The following is a 19491-nucleotide window of genomic DNA, read 5'->3' as shown; positions in this document are numbered from 1 at the left end:
GGTGCCCGGCGTGTCGAGCATTCAGATCTTCCGCAGGGCCGTCCCCTTGTTTGCCGGGGCCCTGTTCTCTTCCGCCGCGATCGCAGAGCCCGCCGCGCTCCTGCCAGCACCAAAGTCGCTGAGCGTTGCGGAAGGCGGCTTCACGCTGACCGCGACGAGCGGGATCTCCGTTCCGGCAGGTGATAGCGGCGCGCGCAACGCAGCAGAGCGGCTGGCGGAGCTGCTCTCCCGCACCGGCGGCCCCAGGCCCTTGATCGGCGCCGGCGGTATCGTCCGGCTCGAACGCGTGGCGAATATTCCGGCCGAGGGGTATCGCCTCACCACCTCCGCGACCGGCGCCACGATCAGCGCGAGTGACGATGCCGGCCTGTTCTACGGCGCGGTGACGCTCTGGCAGCTCGCCCGGCCGCAGAAGCACGGCGTCTTCGTCCCTGCCGTCACGATCGACGACGCCCCCCGTTTCAAATGGCGCGGGCTCATGCTCGACAGCGCGCGGCATTTTCAATCGCCCGACTTCGTCAAGCGCGTGATCGACGCGATGGCCGCGAACAAGCTCAACACGCTGCACTGGCATCTGGTCGACGATCAGGGCTGGCGTATCGAGATCCCGAAATATCCAAGACTGACGAGTGTCGGTGGCTGGCGCTTCCCCGCCACCGCGCCGGGGGCCCCCTCCCTGCCCCGCACCGGCGGCTTCTACACCGGCGCGCAGATCCGCGATATCGTCGCCTATGCAACGAAACGTGGCGTCACCATCGTGCCCGAGATCGAGATGCCCGGTCATGCGCTGAGCGCCATCCGTGCCTACCCACGCCTGGGCATGGGCGTCCCGATCCCGCCTGGGACGGAGAGCGACTGGGGCGTGTTCCCGTGGCTCTACAATACCGACGAGGCGACCTTCGGTTTCCTGCAGGACGTGCTCGACGAAGTGATGAGCCTGTTTCCCTCGCGCTACATCCATGTCGGTGGCGACGAGGCAGTAAAGGACCAATGGGCCGCGTCACCCGTGATCCAGGCGAAAATGAAAGCCCTCGGCATCACGTCCGAGGACAAGCTGCAGAGCTGGTTCGTGCAGCGCATCGGCCGCTATCTCGCCGCGCATGATCGACGGCTGATAGGCTGGGACGAAATCCTCGACGGCGGCATTACGCCGGATGCGACCGTCATGTCGTGGCGCGGGCTCGATGGCGCGGTCGCCGCCGCAAAAGCTGGCCATGACGCTGTCCTCAGTCCCGAGCCGGTTCTCTACCTCAATTATCGCCAAGGCGTCTCGGCCGCGGAGGGCACTGGTCGAGGCAAACTCATGACGCTCGCCGACGTCTACAGTTTCGATCCCGCCCCACCCTCGATCCCGGCCGACCAGCAACGCCATATCCTGGGCCTGCAGGGTAATGTCTGGACCGAGCACATGCGGACTGAAGCCGCCGTGGCAGCGGCCATGTTCCCCCGCGCCACGGCGGTGGCCGAACTGGGCTGGTCGCCGGCGGGCCCGCGGGACTTCGGCAATTTCGTTCGTCGCCTGGCGCCGCAGATGCAGCGCCTGACGAAACTCGGCATTGAACCGAGCGAAGCACTGTTCCGCCCGGTGGCAACGCTATCCCCGGTCGGCACCAAGGCGCAGGTGACGATCACCGGCCAGTCCGGATTGCCTCTGCGCTACACGACCGATGGTACCCTGCCTGGCCCGACGTCCACGCTTTACGCCGGCCCCCTGGCGCTTCCGATGCCGGCACGCCTGCGCGTCGCGACCATCCTCGACGGCAGGGCGATGCCGGGCGCCATCGACCTCGCCCTGACTCCCGCTACCGTCCGCCACCGCGACGATACGCAGCTCAGGCTCTGCTCCGAAGGCATCCCCTTGCGACTGACCGACGATGCCCCGGCGACCGGTCCCCGCGCGGCATTCCTGCTCGACATCGCGAACCCCTGCTGGATCTACGACGCCGCGCCGATGGAAGGGGTGCGCTCGATCGCGATTTCGGTCGGACAGCTTCCCTTCAACTTCCAGATCGGCCGGGACGTGGACAAGATCACATTCCGCCCGCCCGTCACTCCTGCGGGAGAGATGGAAGTGCGCGACGGTTGCACTGGCCCACGCCTAGCCACCTTGCCGCTCGCCCCCGCCGTCCACCAACCCGGAGTGACCCGGCTGACCGCGCCGATCGCCCCCGTCACGGGCGCTCATGATCTCTGCATCACCTATACGGCCAGGGGCGTGAATCCGCTCTGGGCGGTCAGCGCAGTGCAACTCGTGACCGCGCCGTGATCGTTCGGCTTCACGCGCCGATGGCAGGCTGGGCACTCGACCTTGGACAGGTGCCCGACCCGGTCTTCGCCGACCGCATGATGGGGGAAGGTTTCGCCATCGACCCGCTCGACGGGGTGATCCGGGCGCCGTGCGACGCCACCGTCATCGCCGTCGCCCCGACCCGTCACTCGATCACGCTGAAGCTGGCGAACGGGGCCGACCTGCTCATCCATGTCGGGCTCGAGACGGTCGCACTGGCCGGGGACGGTTTCACCGCCAGGGTGAGCGATGGGGAGCCAGTCGTCCTTGGCCAGGTGCTGCTGGAGGTCGATCTCGATCCCGTCGCGGCGCGGGCCAAGAGCTTGGTCACCCCTATCACCGTGACCAGCGAAGGATTTGCCGTCACGGTGCACGGGACCGATACCCGTGTGAAGGCAGGCGACCCGCTCGCTGAGGTCGCGCCACTTGCAGCCGCCGAGACAGCCAGCGATCTCGGCGAGGACACGGCGCGTTGCACGATCCGCGTCCCGCTGCCCAGCGGCATCCATGCCCGCCCGGCCGCGCGGATCGTCGCCGCGCTCAAGCCGTTCGCGGCCGAGATGACTCTCTCTGCGCACGGCAAGACCGCCAATGCGCGCAGCATCGTCGCCCTGCTTTCCGCCGGGATCCGCCATGGCGACGAGATCGAGATTGCCGGTCGCGGGCCGGATGCCCGCGCCGCCACCGCTGCGATCGCCGCGCTGATCGAACAGGGCATGGGTGAGGAAGCGCATCAATCTCCCGCGCCCGTCGCGGTGCCAGCCGCCGATGGCCTCATCCACGGTGTCCGCGCAGCGCCGGGCCTGGCAATCGGCCGCGTCTTCCAGTTCCGCGCCTCCGACATTGCCCTGACGGAGCAAGGCAATGGCCCGGCCGCCGAAAGCGCCGCCCTTGCCGCGGCACGCCAGCGGCTGCTGGCCATTACCGAGGACAGCACAGGACCCGGCGCCGACATCGCGGCGGCCCACCACACCCTGATCGACGACCCGGAGCTTCTCTCCGCCGCCGAGCACCTCATCGTCGAAGGCAAGAGCGCCGCCTTTGCCTGGCGCGGCGCGATCCACAGCCATGCAAACGCAATCCGCGCGACCGGCGACCGGTTGCTGATCGAGCGGATCGCCGATCTGAAGGACATCGAGCGCCAGATGATCGCACTGCTCGTCGGCGCCGATACGGCCATGCCGCTGCCGCCGCCCGGCGCGATCCTGATCACCGACGAGTTGCTTCCCTCTCACTTCGCACCGATTGCCGCAGCGCAAGTCGCAGGTATCTGCACTGCCTTTGGCGGCCCAACCGCGCACGCCGCCATCCTCGCAGCGTCGGCCGGAATTCCGATGCTGGTCGCGGCAGGCTCCGGCGTGCTCGACCTGCCGGACGGCGATGATGTCGTGCTCGACGCGGATCGCGCCATGCTCGACCCGGCACCCAGGACCGCTGCCCGGGAAGCGGCCGCGGCGCGGCTGATTCATCTGCGCGACCGCAACGCTGCGGACGCGAGCGCCGCGCGGCAGGATTGCGTCATGGCCGACGGCACCCGGATCGAGATCTTCGCCAACCTGGCGGCGAGCACGGAAGCGGCCCCGGCGGTATCGCTGGGCGCCGAGGGCTGCGGCCTGCTGCGCACCGAGTTCCTTTTTCACGACCGCATGTCCGCCCCTGACGAGGACGAACAATGCGCCGCCTATGCGGCAGTCGCCGAGGGATTGGCAGGCCGTCCGCTGATCGTCCGCACGCTGGATATCGGCGGCGACAAGCCGGTCGCCTATCTGCCCTTTCCGCATGAGGAGAATCCGGCGCTCGGCGCGCGGGGCATCCGTTTCTCGCTCTCCAACCCGGGCCTGCTCGCCACACAGTTCCGCGCGATCCTGCGCGGGGTGCCCGCTGTGCAATGCCGCATCATGCTGCCGATGGTGGTCGACGCGGGGGAGCTCGCCGCCACCCGCACGATCCTCGACCAGGCACGAGCCGACCTTGGTATCGAAACCCCGGTTCCGCTCGGCGTGATGATCGAGACGCCGGCAGCGGCCCTTCTCGCCACGAGCCTCGCGCGCGACGCCGATTTCCTGTCGATCGGCAGCAACGACCTTACTCAATATGTGCTGGCCGCCGATCGCGGCAATCCCGCCGTGGCGGCAATGGTCGACGCGCTACACCCGGCGGTACTCCATCTCATCGCGCGGGCGGCGGAAGGCGCACGCACGCATGCACGCTGGCTCGGAGTGTGCGGCGGAATAGCCTCCGATCCCGCCGCCGCGCCGATCCTGATCGGGCTCGGCGTAACCGAACTCTCGGCGACACCCGCCGCGATCCCGGCGCTGAAGGCGGCCGTCCGGACACTCGACATGCCGACATGCCGCACGCTCGCTGCAAAGGCGCTGTCCGCCGCGACCGCCGCCGAGGTGCGCGCGCTGCTCGAAGGAACCGAATGATGCGCATGCGGATAGACGCCTTTCAGCCACTTGGTCGCGCACTCATGCTGCCGATCGCGGTGCTGCCGGGCGCCGGGCTGCTGCTTCGCCTCGGGCAACCGGACATGCTCGACATCACCTTCATCGCCGCGGCGGGCGAAGCGATCTTCTCCAATCTCGGGCTGATCTTCGCGATCGGCGTCGCGGTCGGCCTTGCGCGCGAGAATAACGGCGCAGCCGGCCTCGCCGGTGCGATCGCCTTTCTCGTGACCATCGAGGGCGGCAAGGCGCTGCTCGCGGTACCACCGGCCGTGACCGCCGCCTTTGCCGACCAGGCCGCCCGCGACCTGGCCACAGCAGCATGGAAGGCGAAGGAACTCGCCAAGCTGAGCGTGCCTGCCGGAATTCTCTCCGGCCTTGTCTCCGGCTGGCTCTACAACCGCTATTCGGGGATAAAGCTGCCCGACTATCTCGCCTTTTTCGGCGGCCGCCGCTTCGTGCCGATCGCCGCGGGGTTCGCCGGCCTGGTCGGGGCAGCGGTGTTCGGTCTCGGCTTCCCTGTCCTTGAGACCGCCATCGACACGCTGAGCCGCTGGGTCGTGAACGCCGGCCCGGTCGGCCTGTTCATCTACGGCACGCTCAACCGACTGCTGATCGTCACCGGCCTCCACCATATCTTGAACAACATCGCCTGGTTCTTCCTCGGCGATTTCCATGGCGCAACCGGCGACCTGAAACGCTATTTCGCCGGCGACCCGAGCGCCGGCGCGTTCATGAGCGGCTTCTTCCCGGTGATGATGTTCGGCCTGCCCGCCGCCTGCCTCGCCATGTATCGTTCGGCCCTGCCGGGACGGCGCAAGGCGGTCGGCGGCATGCTGCTCAGCCTCGCCCTCACCTCGCTGCTGACCGGCGTCACCGAGCCGATCGAGTTCACCTTCATGTTCCTCGCGCCCCTGCTCTACGCAGTGCATGCCGTGCTGACCGGCCTCGCCATGGTGATCATGGACCTGCTCGACGTCAGGCTTGGCTTCGGTTTCTCGGCCGGGCTGTTCGACTATGTCCTGAACTACGGCCTCGCGACGCGACCGCTGCTGCTGTTCCCCGTCGGCGCCGTCTATTTCGGCATCTATTATGCGACCTTCCGGTTCTGCATCCTTCGTTTCGACCTGAAGACGCCCGGGCGCGAACCGGAGATTGCGGACAAGCCAGCAAGCGCCAACGCGCCCGAGGATCTGGCGGCGGGGCTGGTGCACGCCCTGGGCGGGACCGGCAATCTGCGGTCGATCGACGCCTGCACGACTCGCTTGCGGCTGGTGCTGGCCGATCCGGCGAAGGTGGATGAGGCCCGCCTCAAGGCGCTGGGCGCGCGCGGGGTGGTGCGTCCGGGGGGCAACGCGGTGCAGGTCGTACTCGGCCCGATCGCCGATCGGGTGGCCGGCGAGATGCGGGCCCTCGGCAGGAATACGACGGAGGCCGGAGAAGACGGCAAGGCGCGCTGGATAGCGGCGCTCGGCGGTGGCAGGAACGTCCTGGAGATCGCGATCAAGGCCGGAAGGATGCGGGCGCGCATCGCCGACGTCGAGGCGATCAACCGAACAGTGATGGACAAGACAGCAAGACGGGGCTGGCACGAGGTTTCGCCCGGCGTGGTTCACGCGCTGGACTGACGAGCCGGCGGCGTCGCGAAGTCCGGAACTCAGTCCTCGCGCAACGCCAGCGCTGGTCGCACATTCAGTACAGGCAGGCTCCCAAGCACGCCAATGCCAAGCGTCATGACGATCGATGCCGCCAGCGTCATGGCAACGACACCCCAGTCAGGCGCCCAGGGCAGAGTGAACACCTGCACGATGACATACCATCCGGCGCCAGCCCCGATCGCCAGCGCGACAGCCGCCAGCAACAGCCCGAGCATGGCATATTCCATCGCCTGAACGGCAAGGATCTGCGCCCGGCTGCCGCCGAGCAGCTTAAGGATGACGGCGTCGAGACGCCGGGCGCGCGCCGAGGCGGCGACCGCGCCGACCAGCACGGCGATCCCGGCGGCGACGGTGACGGCCGCCGCCGCGCGGACGGCGAAAGCGATACGGCCGAGCAGTTCGCCGATCTGGCCGATCACGTCACCCACCCGGATCAGCGTGACCGAAGGCAGGGCGGCACCTACCTCTCGCGCGATCGGTCCGTCCCGATCGGCGGGGGAGTAGACGCTGGCGAGCAGGCTGTGCGGTGCTTCCTCGATCAGGCCCGGCGAGAAGACGATCGCGAAATTCAGGCCGAGCCCGCTCCAGTCGATCGTCCGCAGCGCCGCGATCCGCGCCGGCACGTCGACGCCGAGCACGGCCACGGTGATCTCGTCGCCAATCTTCAGCCCGAGCGAGGCGGCCGCCTTGTCCTCGATCGATACGAGAGGCGGCCCGCGATAGTCCGACGGCCACCATTTCCCGGCGCTGATCGTGTTCCGCGCCGGCAGGGTCGCCGCCCAGGTGATGGTGCGGTCACCGCGCAACACCCAGGCATCCTCGGGCAGGTTCTTCATGTCAGCCACTCGCTGCCCCCTGAGCGCGACGATCGATCCGCGCAGCGACGGCGTCGCCTCGAACCGGGCACCGGGGGCGGCGCGCAGGACCGCAGCGCGGAAGGCCCCGGTATCTTCAGGCTGAAGGTCGATGGCGAAGAAGCGCGGCGCCTTTGCGGGCGCGGCGTTGGTCATCTCGCTCGACAGGCTGGTATCGATCGTCGCCAGCGCGACGAACAGCGAGAAGCCAAGCCCCAGCGCGACCACCAGCCGGTCGGTCTGCGCACCCGGCCGGTGCAGGTTGGCGAGCGCCATGCGCAACAACGGCCGGCGCGGGCGCGGCAGTTTCGCCATGCCGCGTCGGATCGCCAGCCCGATCAGCCATAGCGCGAGGATCAGCACCGCGATCGCGCCGACAAAGCCAAGCGCCAGGATCTGGTCCGACGCCGTCAGCACGGCGAGCGCGATCAGCACGGCGAGCAACCCGACCATTGCCGCGATCACCCGCCACGACGGCCACCGGCGCCGTGCGACCGCGCCGCGCAGCAACGTCGCGGCAGGCACACTGCGCGCGCGGGCGAGCGCGGGAAGAGCGAACAGGATGCCGACGATCAACCCGAGTACCGCCGCGCTCAGCAGCGGCACCGGATAGAGCGCGAGGCGGGGTGGCACCGGCAGGGCGTCGCCGGCCACCGCGGCAACGATCGCCGGCACCATCGCGCCGAGGATCAATCCGCCACCGATCCCCGCGCCGGCGACCAGCCCGAGCTGGATCAGGAACATCGCGGCGATGGTGCGCGACCTGGCGCCGAGCACCTTCAGGGTCGCGATGATCGGCGTCTTGCCGGCGAGATAGGCGCTCACGCCGCTTCCCACCCCGACCCCGGCGATGGCGAGCGCGGCGAGCCCGACGAGCAGCAGGAACTGGCCAAGCTGGGCGATGCCGCGCCGGAGCCCGCTCGCGGCGCGATCGGCAGTGCGCTCCGACCAGCCAGCACCCGGGAAACGCGCCACCAGCCGATTGCCCAATGCCTCGGCATCAGTGCCTGGCGGAAGTGTCAGGCGATAGCGGCCCTCGTACAGGCTTCCCGGCTGCACCGCGTTGGTCGCATCAAGCCCGGCCATATCGACGATCACGCGCGGGCCGAAGCTGAACCCGTCGCCGAGCGCATCGGGTTCCTCGGCAATGAGGCCGATCACCGCAAGGCGTGCCGTGCCGATCCGGATATGGTCGCCGACCTTCAGCCCAAGCCGATCAGCGAGCGCTGGCGCGATCGCCGCCTGCCGGCCATGCGGGCGCGAGGCAAGCGCACCCGGGGCAAGCCTGAACGCGCCGACGAGCGGCCAGCGATTGTCGACCCCCTTCAGGTCGACCAGGGTCGGCGTCGCGCCAGTGTCGGTCTGCACCATCGCGCGCATCCCGACCGTCTCCGACAGCCGCCCTCGCGCGGCGAAGACGGCGCTCTCCTCGACGGTCGCGCGGCGCTGCGAGATGCGCAGTTGCAGGTCTCCGCCCAGCATCGCCCTGCTCTGTCCCTCCAGCGCGGCGAGGATACTCGCGGAAAGGCTGCCGATCCCGGCCAGCGCGGCCGTGCCGAGGAAGAGGCACAGCGCGAGCAGCAACAGGCCACGCCCGCCGCGCCGGAGATCCCGCAGCGCCAGCCGCCAAGCGAGCCTCACGCGTGGCGCCGGTCGGCGACGATACGGCCGTCGGCAAGCTCGATCACCCGGGCGCAGCGCGCCGCCAGCGCGGGATCGTGCGTGATGACGAACAATGTCGCACCGGTCTCGCGGTGGCGCGCGAACAGCAGGTCCATGATCGCGGCGCCCGTCGCGGTATCGAGATTGCCGGTGGGCTCGTCGGCGAACAGCAAAGCCGGGCGCGGCGCGAGCGCCCGGGCGATGGCGACGCGCTGCTGCTCGCCGCCGGAGAGCTGGGCCGGATAGTGATCGAGCCGGTGGCCAAGGCCGACGCCCCGCAGTTCGGCCGCGGCGCGCTGGAAGGCATCCTGCACGCCGGCCAGTTCCAGCGGCACGGCGACATTTTCCAGCGCGGTCATGGTGGGAAGCAGGTGGAAGGCCTGAAGGACGATGCCGATGCGCCCGCGACGCGCTACGGCCAGCGCATCCTCATCGAGCGCGGCGAAATCCAGGCCGGCCACGCCGACGGCACCGCTGCCCGGCCGCTCAAGCCCCGCCAGGATCGCCATCAGCGACGACTTGCCAGACCCCGACGGCCCGAGGAGCGCGACGCTGTCCCCGGTCGCGACCGACAGGTCTATCCCGTGCAGGATCTGCACCCGGGCGGGCGGCTGGCCCAGGGCGAGCGTGACCCCTTTGGCAACGATCACGTTGCTTTCGGAAGGTACGGGGTTATCCGGAATGCCGGCCGATGCGGAGGAAGATGATGATGCCACGATTCCTGCGATATGGCGTGCTTCGCCGACTTGTCCAACTCGGCTTGCTCTTCGCACTGACGGCGGCCGCCCCAGCGCCGCCCAAGCCGCTGATCTGGGCGTTCGGCGACAGCCTGACAGCCGGTCTCGGCCTGCCGCCCGACCAGGGATATGTGCCGCAACTGGAACGCGCGCTCCGGCGTGCCGGTATCAATGCCGAGGTGCGCAACGGCGGCGTATCGGGCGACACCGCGGCTCAGGGCCGGGCGCGCCTGCTGTGGGGCCTGCGCGGGCTGGGGCGGAAGCCGGATCTCGTCCTGCTTGAGCTCGGCGCGAACGACATGCTGCGCGGCCTGCCGACCGACCAGGTCGCGAGCAACCTCGACAGGATCCTGACGGAGCTGAAGCGGCGGGAGATTCCGGTGCTGGTGATGGGCATGCGCGCCGCGCCCAACCTCGGCACTGCGTATCGCGATGCCTTCGAGAGCATCTATCCGCGTCTCGCCAGACGCCACGGCGTTCAGCTCTATCCGTTTTTCCTGGACGGCGTGGCGGGCAACCGCACCCTCATCCAGGCTGATGGCCTTCACCCCAATGCGAAAGGCGTCGCGATCGTGGTGCGCAGGACCTTGCCGGCCGTGCGGTCGGCACTACGGCGAACACCATAGGCTTTTCCCCGTCCCGCACGGTTAACAGGGAAGCAAACAGGAAATAAAAATTCTTCCCCTGTTATGTTGGATTTTGCCGCGATTTTTCTATCAAGATATCAATGACTTATCCGACCTATTCCCTGTTATGCGGAACAGGGGAAAAAACCGCGCATAACAGGGGCGCCGCACCCGCATGACGGGCACGACATGCGGCGTAACAGGGGATGCCCCTTTTCGTCTCCGGTCATGCGAAAGAGCTCGGCGAGTGCCCGGCGGAGAGCCTCCGGTCGGGCAACATCATGTGCGTATTTCGGCAGGGTTGAATCGATCCGGCCATTCTCCTGCGAACGGTTCCGTTTTCCGGCACGGTCCCGGAGAATACGGCCCTAGCGAACATCGATCAGGAGGATTTCGGCGAACTTGCGGGATTCGATCCGGATCTCCCTTTCGCTCGCGATGGCGGCGCCTTCAAGCGGTCCGACCGCCTGTCCATTGACCTCCACGCTACCGCCGAGCGCCATCACATAGGCCCGCCGCCCCCGAGCCAGGACATAATCGAACGCGCCCCGGGCGGGCATGCGGGCACCGAACACGCGGGCGCGCGAATGCAGCAGCATCGCCGGCCTGTCCTCCGAAAAGCCGCTCGCCAGTAGCGCGAGGCGTCCGGTGTGGCCGCGGCTCGGAAACTTCACGACGCGCCGCTGCACGCGCTCCGGCACCGTTTCCATGCGCAGCCGGATCTCGACGAATTCCGCCAGCTTCGCGCCAGGATTGCTTTGGGCGTGGACGATCCCGCGGCCGGGGCAGAGCAGTTGCACTTCCCCCGCGAGCGTCCGGTCGACGGCATCCATGTTGACCCGGTGCGCGATCACTCCCTTGCGCACGATCGTCAGGATATCGACGCCGTCGATCGGGTGAGGCGGCATATCAGTACGCGGTTCGAGGAGGTTATGGTTCAGCGTCGTCAGGGCACCCCAATGGCCCCGCGCCGCATCCTGATATTGCCCGAAGGAGAAATGATGCAACGCCTCCAGCCCGGCAAGTCGCGTGAGACCCAGTTCGTCGCGGGCGCGCAGTTCGATCATCCCTCCCTCACCCCGGGGGTGAGGCGGTAGCCAACGCCGGGCTCAGTGATCAGCAGCCGCGGATCGCTCGGATCCTCCTCGATCTTCTGCCGCAACAGGCCGACATAGACGCGCAGATACTGGCTGTCCGCGCCCTCCGACCCCCAACCGGCGGCAAGCAGTCGCTTGTGCGTGACCACCTGCCCCGCACTGAGCGCGAGGGCACGCAGCAGATCATATTCCTTGCGCGAGAGCCTGACCGGTTCCCCGTCGAGCCGGACGTGGCGCCCGACAAAATCGATTTCGAGCGGCCCGCCGCGATAGGCCTCGGGCTCGCTTTCAAGGCTATTGCCGCGCCGGATCGCGGCACGGATGCGCGCCATGAGTTCGCCGATCTCGAACGGCTTGTTGACATAGTCGTCTGCGCCATTGTCCAGCGCCGTGATCTTCTCAGCCTCCTGATGGCGCGCCGAGATCACGATGATCGGCACTTCGCTGGCGGCACGGATGCGCTTGATGACGTCCTTGCCGTCCATGTCGGGCAGGCCGAGGTCGAGCAGGACGACATCCGGCCGTGCCGACAGGGCAAGGCTGGACGCGCCGTTCCCGTCCGAGGCCACGCTGACCTGATAGCCGGCTGCCCCCAGCACGGGCTGGAGCACGGCGACAAGCGAGGGCTCGTCATCGACAAGCAGGATATGGGTCATGGCGCCCGGGTTCCTTCGGCAAGCGGCAGGCAGATGGTGATGAGAGTGCCGCGGCCCTCGATGCCCGGAACGGTCGCCCCGATGGTCCCGCCGAGCGCCTCGACAAAACCCTTGGCGATCGCGAGCCCGAGCCCGCTGCCGCGCGGGGAGGCTTCGCTTCGCGCGACGCGGTAGAAGCGATCGAACACACGCTTCGCATCCTGTTCGGGAATGCCATAGCCTTCGTCGGTGATGGCGATGCGGCAAAGGCCGTCGGCGCGGGCTATCTCGATCCGGATGCGGGTGCCGTCGTCGCTATAGGTGATCGCGTTGTCGAGGATGTTGATCAGGACGAGTTCGAACAAGGCCGGGTTCGCCGCGATCAACAGATCGGATTCGCGATCGCGCATCATGATCGCGCGCGCGCCCGCCCGCGACCGTACGCGCTGAACGGCCGCAGCGACCATCTCGGAAACGCTGAGGACCTGCAGCGGCGCAGGGCCGCCACCCGTTTCAAGCCGGCTCATCTCGAGCAGGTTCGCGGTATAGCGGTTGAGCCGCTCGCCTTCGTCGACGATGCCCCGCAACAGGCGCATCGAGGTCTCGGGATCGAGTTTTTCGCCATAGGTAATCAGGCTCGACGCCGACGCACTGATCGCCGCGAGCGGCGTACGGAAATCATGGCTGACGGACGCGAGCAGCGCGCTCTTCAATTCCTCCGCGCGTGCCGAAGCGTTCCGTTCGGTCATCTGTTCGGAGAGTGCCGCGCGTTCGAGCGCGAGCGCGACCATATTGCCGAGTGCATTGACGAAGGCGGGTTCGATGCCGCGAGGGCGAAAGGGTTCGACGACCATCGCGATCGGTGCCTCGGTTCCGCGTTCCAGGCGGCGACCGAGCAGACCCCCATCCCGAAGCATCGGCGTCGGACTGGACAGCACCGTCGCGGCGAATGCGCGCCATCGCGTATCGTGCGGGATCTGGTCGAGCGAGACCAGATCGGTTCCCTCGGCACGGAAAAGCGACACGCGCGCCCCGAGAATGTCCTGCGCGGCCTTGCCGACCGTTGCGACGACATCCTGCAAGCGAAGCGCGGATTGCAGCGCCCGGCTCAGCTCGAGCAGGCTGTTGAGCTGCAGGTTGCTGACGCGCGCAGCCTCCGCATGGTCCTTGAGCCGCCCGGCAAGCACCCCGGACACGAGCGCGCAGAGATTGAAGACGACCAGTGGCGCGGCGTCGCTGCCCGTCGCAAGCCGGAAGGTGAGCACCGGCTCGGTCAGGTAGAAATTGTAGATCAGGAAGCCGACGAGCGCGGCGATCAGGGCCGAGGCAAGGCCGCACAGCGCGCCCGCCACCGTGATCCCGAGCACGAAGACGAGCGCCGCCGCGACCTCGCTGACCTGGGAGGCAGCGAAGGAACCAGTGGCTGACAGGACGACCAGGAAGATCGTCAGCAGGAACTGCCGGGGACTCAGATGCAGTTTCACCCCGCGCATGGTGTCGAACAACGAGGTGCGGCCATCCGTCATCGATTATCCGGTTTTCCCTGCCTTCGATCCACACCCTGATGGTCCACGACGGCGGGCGCTAGCTCTTGGGAGGGGAGCATCGGGCTGCCCACCGCCGTGGTGATGGAGCGCCTCCTCCGGGGGGAGGAAAGACCGTGCGGAGGGGCCGCAACGGAGGGGCTCGCCAAATCGGGATAGGGGCACGCCGGCCGATCAGTCCATGCATAAAAAACCTATAGTAACACCCCTCCCCCGCTCCGTCCTAGGCATTGCACGACTCAACTCCCCTGGAGCGAATGATGAACAAACTGGTCCTGACCGCCGTGATCGGCGCCGCGATGCTGACGGGTTGCGCGAGCAAGCGCCTGCCGGTCGATGGCAACAGCTATGCGCCCGGCGCGGGCGAGACCCCCGTCGCGGAGAATACGCTGGCAAGCCTGCAGGCCGATCTCGCCGCGTCGGCCGGCAGCGACCGCGTATTGTTCGGCTATGATTCCTTCACTCTCACCCAGGAAGCGCGCCAGACGCTGGTTCGCCAGGCCGAGTGGCTGCGCCGGCACCCCGACGTCGCCTTCTCCATCGAAGGCCATTGCGACGAACGCGGCACGCGTGACTACAATCTCGCGCTGGGCGATCGTCGCGCCCGGGCCGCGGCTGCCCTCCTCGCCGCCGAAGGCATCTCGCCGATGCGGATCAGGACCATCTCCTACGGCAAGGAACGCCCCGAGGCGCTCGGTTCCGACGAGACGTCCTACGCCGCCAACCGGCGCGCCGTGTCGATCGTGATCGGGAACAATGGCGGCTGATCTGTTTCGCTGCCCCCATCCGCGTATCGCGCCGGCACTGATCGGGCTGTTGACCTGCCTGGCGACCGGCGCGTGCGCACCCCATGACAAAAGCGCCGTGACCACCGACGAGCGGCGATATGACTGCGATTCAGGCAGTTCCTTCTCCGCCCAATTCTCGAACGGGCAGGTGCGGATCGACACGGGCGAACGCCGCTACGATCTGGTACGGCGCCCGGCATCGCAGGGCGTCCGCTACGGTTCCGACCATGTCGCCTTTGCCCAGGACGAAGACCGTGCCGTCCTGATCGGCGCCGCTGGCGGCCCTTATAAGGGGTGTAGCGAAGTGGGCTTTCGCCTGAGCGACCAGGGCCTGACCAGTCCAGCTTGACCCATCATCCCGGATTTGGCGCCACCAGATTCCGCGTACCAACCGGTTTCGCCACCCGCCATCGGTCATGCCGGGACAAGCCCGGAATGGCCGACTGATCGACGTCACATTCCAGCGGGAAGCTCAGTCAGCGGCGATCGGCCCCTTGGGAGGCTGCGGGCGACGGGTCAGCCACACAATGCCGACCAGGATCGCGCAGAGCCAGGCCGAGACGCGGAACAGATCGGTCGAGGCGAGCAGATAGGCCTGCCCCACCATCTGCCGGGAGATCGCCCCCGCCGCCTGCAGGTCGGTCAGGCCAAGGTGCCCAAGCGCCGAGCGCGCCGCCTGCAGCGGCGATCCGGTCCCTACCGCTTCGGAAAGATGGCTCTGGTGCAGTGCCTCGCGCCTGTCCCATGCGGTGGTGATGATCGACGCGGCGAAACTGCCCGCGGTGATGCGCGCAAAGTTGGATATGCCCGTCGCCGAGGGGATGCGTTCCGGCGGAATGCCGTCAAGCGAGATGGTCACCATCGCCAGGAAGAAGGTGCTCATCGCCACGCCCTGAACAAGCATCGGCAGCATGAAATCCCACGCGCTGGCGCCCGTCGTGTAGCCCGACCGCATGTAATAGGAGATGCCGAACGCAATGAACGCGATCGACGCGAGGATGCGCGCGTCGACCTTGCCGGAGGCGCGCGCGATGAACGGCGTCAGGATGACCGCCACCGCACCACTTGGCGCAGCGACCAGGCCGGCCCAGGTGGCGGTATATCCAAGCTGGGTCTGGAGCCACAGCGGCAGGATCAGCGTGTTGGCGAAGAACACCGCATAGCCGAGGCAGAAGGCGATCGACCCGAACAGGAAATTACGGCTCTTGAACAGGGTCAGGTCGACGGTCGGGTTGGCGTCGGTCAGTTCCCAGATGACCCAGGCGACGAAACCGATCGCGGCGATCACCGCCATCACCACGATCCGCGTCGAGTTGAACCAGTCGTCGTTCTTGCCGAGATCGAGCATCATCTGAAGCGACCCGACCCACAGCACGAGCAGGATCAGCCCGACCTGATCGATCGGCAGCTTGCGCGTCGGCGTCTCGCGGGTGCGCAGGCTCCGCCAGCAGACCGCGGCGCAGAACAGACCGACCGGCACGTTGATCAGGAAGATCCAGCTCCAGTGATAATTGTCGGAGATATAGCCGCCGAGGATCGGCCCCATGATCGGCGCGACCAGCGTTGTGATCGACCAGATGCCGAGCGCGGTGGACCGTTTGTCCGAGGGGAAGATCGCGATCAGCAGCGCCTGGCTGCCCGGGATCATCGGACCGGACACCGCACCCTGCAGGATGCGGAAGCCGATCAGCGACGGCAGGTCCCAGGCGATACCGCACAGGAACGACGCGAGCGTGAACAGCAGCACTGAAACGCTGAAGGTCTTCACGACGCCGAAACGGCCCATCAGCCAGCCGGTCAGCGGCACCGCCACGCCGTTGGCCACCGCAAAGGCAGTGACGATCCAGGTCGAATTGTCGCTGCTGACGCCAAGGTTGCCAGCGATCGTCGGCAAGGAGACATTGGCAATGGTCGAGTCGAGCACCTGCATGAAGGTGCCGAGTGCCAGCGCGAACGCGGTAAGAGCTAGCGCGCCGCCCCGGAGCGGCGCCGGGGCGGCGCTGGCCATCAGCGGTTCGCCGCGATGATCTGCGCGATGCGCGCTTCCACCTTCGGATCGCCGCCGTCGGACGTGCCATCACGATAGGCCTGCCGCGCGGGCGCACCGACCCGGGCACCGGACGTATCGGCGGTATCGACCGTCGCGTTGACCGACAGGCCCACGCGGAGCGGGTTGCGTTGCAGGTCGGCGCTGTCGATCGCGATCCGCACCGGGAGGCGCTGGACCACCTTGATCCAGTTTCCGCTGGCATTCTGCGGCGGGAGCAGTGCGAAGGCGTTGCCGCTCCCGGCGCCAAGGCCGATGACATGACCGTGATAGACGATGCCGCTGCCATACATGTCAGCCGTCACCGTCGCACGCTGGCCGATGCGGATATCCTTGAGCTGGGTCTCGCGGAAATTGGCGTCGACCCACACCCGGTCGAGCGGGACGACCGCCATCAGCGGCGTGCCAGCAGCAACCTGTTGGCCGAGCTGGACCGTGCGCTGGGCGACCACGCCGTCGATCGGCGCGGTGATGTGCATATGGCTGCGCACGATCGCCGCGCGGCGATAGGCGGCGATCGCGGCGAGCACGGCTGGATTGGTCGAGACGGTCGTGCCCTGCACCCCGGTGCGCGACTGGGCCTGCTGGCTGCGCGCGAGCGCCAGGTTCGCCGAGGCGACCTTCACCGCGTCGGCGGCATGGCTAAGCTCCTCGCCCGAAACGGCGCCTTCGGCCGCAGCGCCGCGCCGCCGCGCAAGGTCGTTCTGTGCACGCGCAAGTTCGGCCTGGGCCTGAACCACTGCCGCACCGGTCTCGTTGAGCTTGGAGAAATCGGACCGGGTCGCGCGGACCGCCCGTGCCAGTTCCGCCTCGGCCGCGGCGAGCCCGACATCAACCGTGGCGGGATCGAGATCAAGCAGGGGCTGGCCGGCGCGTACCGTCTGGGTGTTGTCGGCATGAATCGCGAGGATCGTGCCCGGATCGCGCGCCGTGATCGCCACGACGTCGCCGGCGACATAGGCGTCGTCGGTCTCCTGCTCCGGTGCGGCGAGGAGGAAGTGGAACACCGCCCACACGATCGCCGCGATGAGGACGATCACCGCAAGGATGCTCAGCCCCCGCCGCCGCGCGCCCGGATTTCCGCGCACGGGCGCGGCGGGGGGCGTGTCCTGCGCGGGAGCGGCCTGCGCCTCGGTCGCCTCGATCTTTTCCATCTTGGTCATTTCACGTCCTTCGGATCGAAACCGCCGCCCAGCGCCAGGACCAGCGCGACGCGCTGGCTGGCGGCGTCGGCCGCGAGATTGGCATCGGCCTGCTGCGCGTCGAGCAGCCGCACGTCATTGTCGACAAGGCCCAGGCGGGATTCGAGCCCGCTCGACACGCGGATCGTGTTGAGCCTTCCTGTTTCGGAAAGACCCCGCACGACCTCTGCCTGACGGGCGCGATCTTCCGCCGAACTCCTGATGCGGGCGAGCGCATCGGCAGCTTCGTGTACCGCGCCAACGACCTTCCCATTGTAATCGGCAATGGCGAGATCGACCCCGGCGGTCGCGCCCTCAAGACCCGCCTTGAGCCGGCCATTGTCGAAGATCGGGAGGTGGATCGCAGCGCCGGCACCGGCAGTGCCGGCATCGGCGTTGAAGAAATTGCCGACCCCGATCGCCTGCAGTCCGGCCAGTGCCGAGAGGTTCACGTCCGGATAGAAGGCACGCCGGGCAGCGAGCCGTCCCTGCGACGCCGCATCGATACGCGCCAGCGACGCAGCGACGTCAGCCCGTCGCGCCAGCAGATCCGCCGGGATGGTCGCCGGCAATGGCAAGGCGGCATCAAGCTGCAAGGTCGCGGGCGCGATGGTTGCGGGATAATCAAGGCCGCGCCCGGCCAATGCCGCCAGCGCGTTCGCCGCCAGGACCCGCTGCGCCGTTGCGCGCACCAGCGCCTGTTGCGCCTGCGCAAGCAAGGTGTGGGCAGCCTGTGCGTCGAGATCGCTCGCCAACTTGTTGCGGATGCGGGCCTGTACCAGCCGCAGCGACCCTTCGCGTGTCGCGATCGTCCGCCCGGCGAGCGCCGCCAGCCGCTCCGCGCGCGCCAGCTCGATATAGGTCTGCACGACTGACCCGACGAGCGCGAGCCGCGCCGCGGTCACATCGAGCGCGGCGGCACGGGTCGAGGCACGGGCACCCGCGATCACCGCCTTTTGCCGCCCGAACAGGTCGAGATTCCAGTCAAGGCTTGCCTGGGCCTGGCCGATGAAGCGCGTGGTGCCGGCAAAGGGCGGCGGGATCTGATATTGACCGCTCAGGCGTGCGACTTGCGCCTGGCCGTCGAATACCGCGTTGGGCCCGTTTTCCGCACGCTGGCTCGACAGGATCGCACTTGCCTGGCGCACGCGGGCAAGCGCCGCCTCAAGCGAGGGATTGCCCGCCTGCGCATCGGCGACCAGCCGATCGAGCTGGGGATCGCCAAACGAGCGCCACCAGCCGTCCGCGATCACCGGGGTAGTGGAATCAGCGCCGCCGGACAGGCCAAGCGCTGAATCCGCAATCGGCACGACCTCGGGCCGCGACGCCGGGATGGCACAGCCGGCAAGCAAGGCAGTGGTGGCGAGAGCGAGAGCGGTCAGGCGCATGAATCGTCTCCGACGCTGGCCTCGAGCGAGGTTCGCAACCGCTGCAGATGGTTGATGAACTGTCCCGCGTCCTCGGTCGACCAGCCGTCGAGCCAGCCGTTCCACCGGTCGACCACCCCATGCATGCACCGCTCGGCGATATCCCGCCCCTTGTCGGTCAGGACGAGATTGACCACGCGCCGGTCGTCCGCGTCGCGATCGCGTGCCACGAAGCCCCGCTCCTCGAGCGTATCGACCAGGCGAGTCGTGGCGCCCTTGTCATGGCCCAGGTCATGCGCGAGCGCGCGGCAGTTCGGACCGCGATCATACCAGATCGACACGAGCGCCGACCATTGCAGATGGGAGATGCCTTCTTCCACGAAGATCGGCTCAAGCCCGACCAGCGCAGACTGGTAGATGCGCTTGGTCAGGTAACCGACCGAGACATCGGGATTGAACTCCTCGCGGGTATACACCGGCACATCGTTGCTCCAGCAATGGTTGCTTCGGCAACTAATAGGATCGCGGCAATCCCGATGCAAGGGCGCCGCGCCGGAAAAA

Annotated in this window: 15 protein-coding genes; 6 read left to right on the top strand and 9 right to left on the bottom strand. The window is 67.9% G+C overall.

Translation table 11 applies throughout. The features are described 5' to 3' along the window. The first annotated feature begins 10 nt into the window (after window positions 1–10). From P0Y59_24995 to nagE, 3 genes are read left to right on the top strand one after another with little or no spacing between them, the layout of a single operon-like run. Window positions 11–2266, top strand: a complete 2256-nt coding sequence (locus P0Y59_24995) for a family 20 glycosylhydrolase (protein ID WEK00110.1) — start codon at window positions 11–13, stop codon at window positions 2264–2266. After that, the gene (gene ptsP / locus P0Y59_24990) at window positions 2263–4716 is read left to right on the top strand and encodes a phosphoenolpyruvate--protein phosphotransferase (GenBank protein WEK00109.1); all 2454 of its coding nucleotides are present in this window, start codon (window positions 2263–2265) and stop codon (window positions 4714–4716) included. Before P0Y59_24995 ends, ptsP begins: the two co-directional genes overlap by 4 nt. Further along, a complete protein-coding gene (gene nagE / locus P0Y59_24985) occupies window positions 4716–6362 on the top strand; it encodes an N-acetylglucosamine-specific PTS transporter subunit IIBC (GenBank protein WEK00108.1) in 1647 nt (548 codons plus the stop codon). Before ptsP ends, nagE begins: the two co-directional genes overlap by 1 nt. Before the next feature lie 29 nt (window positions 6363–6391). On the opposite strand, the gene P0Y59_24980 is transcribed toward nagE, so the two are convergent. Together P0Y59_24980 and P0Y59_24975 are read right to left on the bottom strand one after the other, a co-directional pair. Next, window positions 6392–8887: an ABC transporter permease gene (locus tag P0Y59_24980; protein WEK00107.1), complete on the bottom strand. Its 2496-nt coding sequence runs from the start codon at window positions 8885–8887 to the stop codon at window positions 6392–6394. Beyond that, on the bottom strand, window positions 8884–9558 hold the full coding sequence (locus P0Y59_24975; GenBank protein ID WEK00106.1) for an ATP-binding cassette domain-containing protein: 675 nt from the start codon (window positions 9556–9558) through the stop codon (window positions 8884–8886). Before P0Y59_24975 ends, P0Y59_24980 begins: the two co-directional genes overlap by 4 nt. 59 nt (window positions 9559–9617) lie before the next feature. Here P0Y59_24975 and P0Y59_24970 point away from each other — a divergent pair, with 59 nt between their 5' ends. Next, entirely contained in the window at window positions 9618–10271 is a 654-nt protein-coding gene (locus P0Y59_24970; protein ID WEK00105.1) for an arylesterase, read from the top strand. A 368-nt stretch (window positions 10272–10639) separates the two neighbouring features. Here the strand turns inward: P0Y59_24970 and P0Y59_24965 are convergent, their stop codons facing one another. Genes P0Y59_24965 through P0Y59_24955 form a run of 3 tightly spaced genes read right to left on the bottom strand, consistent with a single transcriptional unit; the run spans window position 10640 to window position 13529 of the window. Continuing rightward, entirely contained in the window at window positions 10640–11338 is a 699-nt protein-coding gene (locus P0Y59_24965) for a pirin family protein (GenBank protein WEK00104.1), read from the bottom strand. Further along, a complete protein-coding gene (locus tag P0Y59_24960; GenBank protein ID WEK00103.1) occupies window positions 11335–12024 on the bottom strand; it encodes a response regulator transcription factor in 690 nt (229 codons plus the stop codon). Before P0Y59_24960 ends, P0Y59_24965 begins: the two co-directional genes overlap by 4 nt. Further along, on the bottom strand, window positions 12021–13529 hold the full coding sequence (locus tag P0Y59_24955; GenBank protein WEK00102.1) for an ATP-binding protein: 1509 nt from the start codon (window positions 13527–13529) through the stop codon (window positions 12021–12023). The genes P0Y59_24960 and P0Y59_24955 overlap by 4 nt, the downstream gene beginning before the upstream one ends. A 278-nt stretch (window positions 13530–13807) precedes the next feature. Here P0Y59_24955 and pal point away from each other — a divergent pair, with 278 nt between their 5' ends. Both pal and P0Y59_24945 read left to right on the top strand, forming a co-directional pair. Beyond that, window positions 13808–14314, top strand: coding sequence for a peptidoglycan-associated lipoprotein Pal (gene pal / locus P0Y59_24950; GenBank protein WEK00101.1), 507 nt, complete (start codon window positions 13808–13810; stop codon window positions 14312–14314). Beyond that, on the top strand, window positions 14304–14684 hold the full coding sequence (locus P0Y59_24945) for an MliC family protein (GenBank protein ID WEK00100.1): 381 nt from the start codon (window positions 14304–14306) through the stop codon (window positions 14682–14684). The genes pal and P0Y59_24945 overlap by 11 nt, the downstream gene beginning before the upstream one ends. Before the next feature lie 123 nt (window positions 14685–14807). On the opposite strand, the gene P0Y59_24940 is transcribed toward P0Y59_24945, so the two are convergent. From P0Y59_24940 to P0Y59_24925, 4 genes are read right to left on the bottom strand one after another with little or no spacing between them, the layout of a single operon-like run. Further along, window positions 14808–16343 carry a DHA2 family efflux MFS transporter permease subunit gene (locus P0Y59_24940; protein ID WEK00099.1) on the bottom strand — a complete coding sequence of 512 codons (1536 nt, stop codon included), beginning with the start codon at window positions 16341–16343 and terminating at the stop codon, window positions 14808–14810. Further along, window positions 16343–17536, bottom strand: a complete 1194-nt coding sequence (locus P0Y59_24935) for an efflux RND transporter periplasmic adaptor subunit (protein WEK02679.1) — start codon at window positions 17534–17536, stop codon at window positions 16343–16345. Before P0Y59_24935 ends, P0Y59_24940 begins: the two co-directional genes overlap by 1 nt. A gap of 5 nt (window positions 17537–17541) precedes the next feature. Then, window positions 17542–18951 carry an efflux transporter outer membrane subunit gene (locus P0Y59_24930; protein WEK00098.1) on the bottom strand — a complete coding sequence of 470 codons (1410 nt, stop codon included), beginning with the start codon at window positions 18949–18951 and terminating at the stop codon, window positions 17542–17544. Further along, window positions 18942–19412 (bottom strand): MarR family winged helix-turn-helix transcriptional regulator, encoded by a 471-nt coding sequence (locus tag P0Y59_24925; GenBank protein WEK00097.1) that lies wholly within the window; start codon window positions 19410–19412, stop codon window positions 18942–18944. Before P0Y59_24925 ends, P0Y59_24930 begins: the two co-directional genes overlap by 10 nt. Window positions 19413–19491: the final 79 nt, after the last annotated feature.

This window comes from Candidatus Sphingomonas phytovorans (assembly GCA_029202385.1).
GTDB lineage: Bacteria > Pseudomonadota > Alphaproteobacteria > Sphingomonadales > Sphingomonadaceae > Sphingomonas > Sphingomonas phytovorans.
The sequence above is the reverse complement of the archived record's forward strand: the minus strand, read 5'-3'. Positions and strand labels throughout refer to the sequence as shown.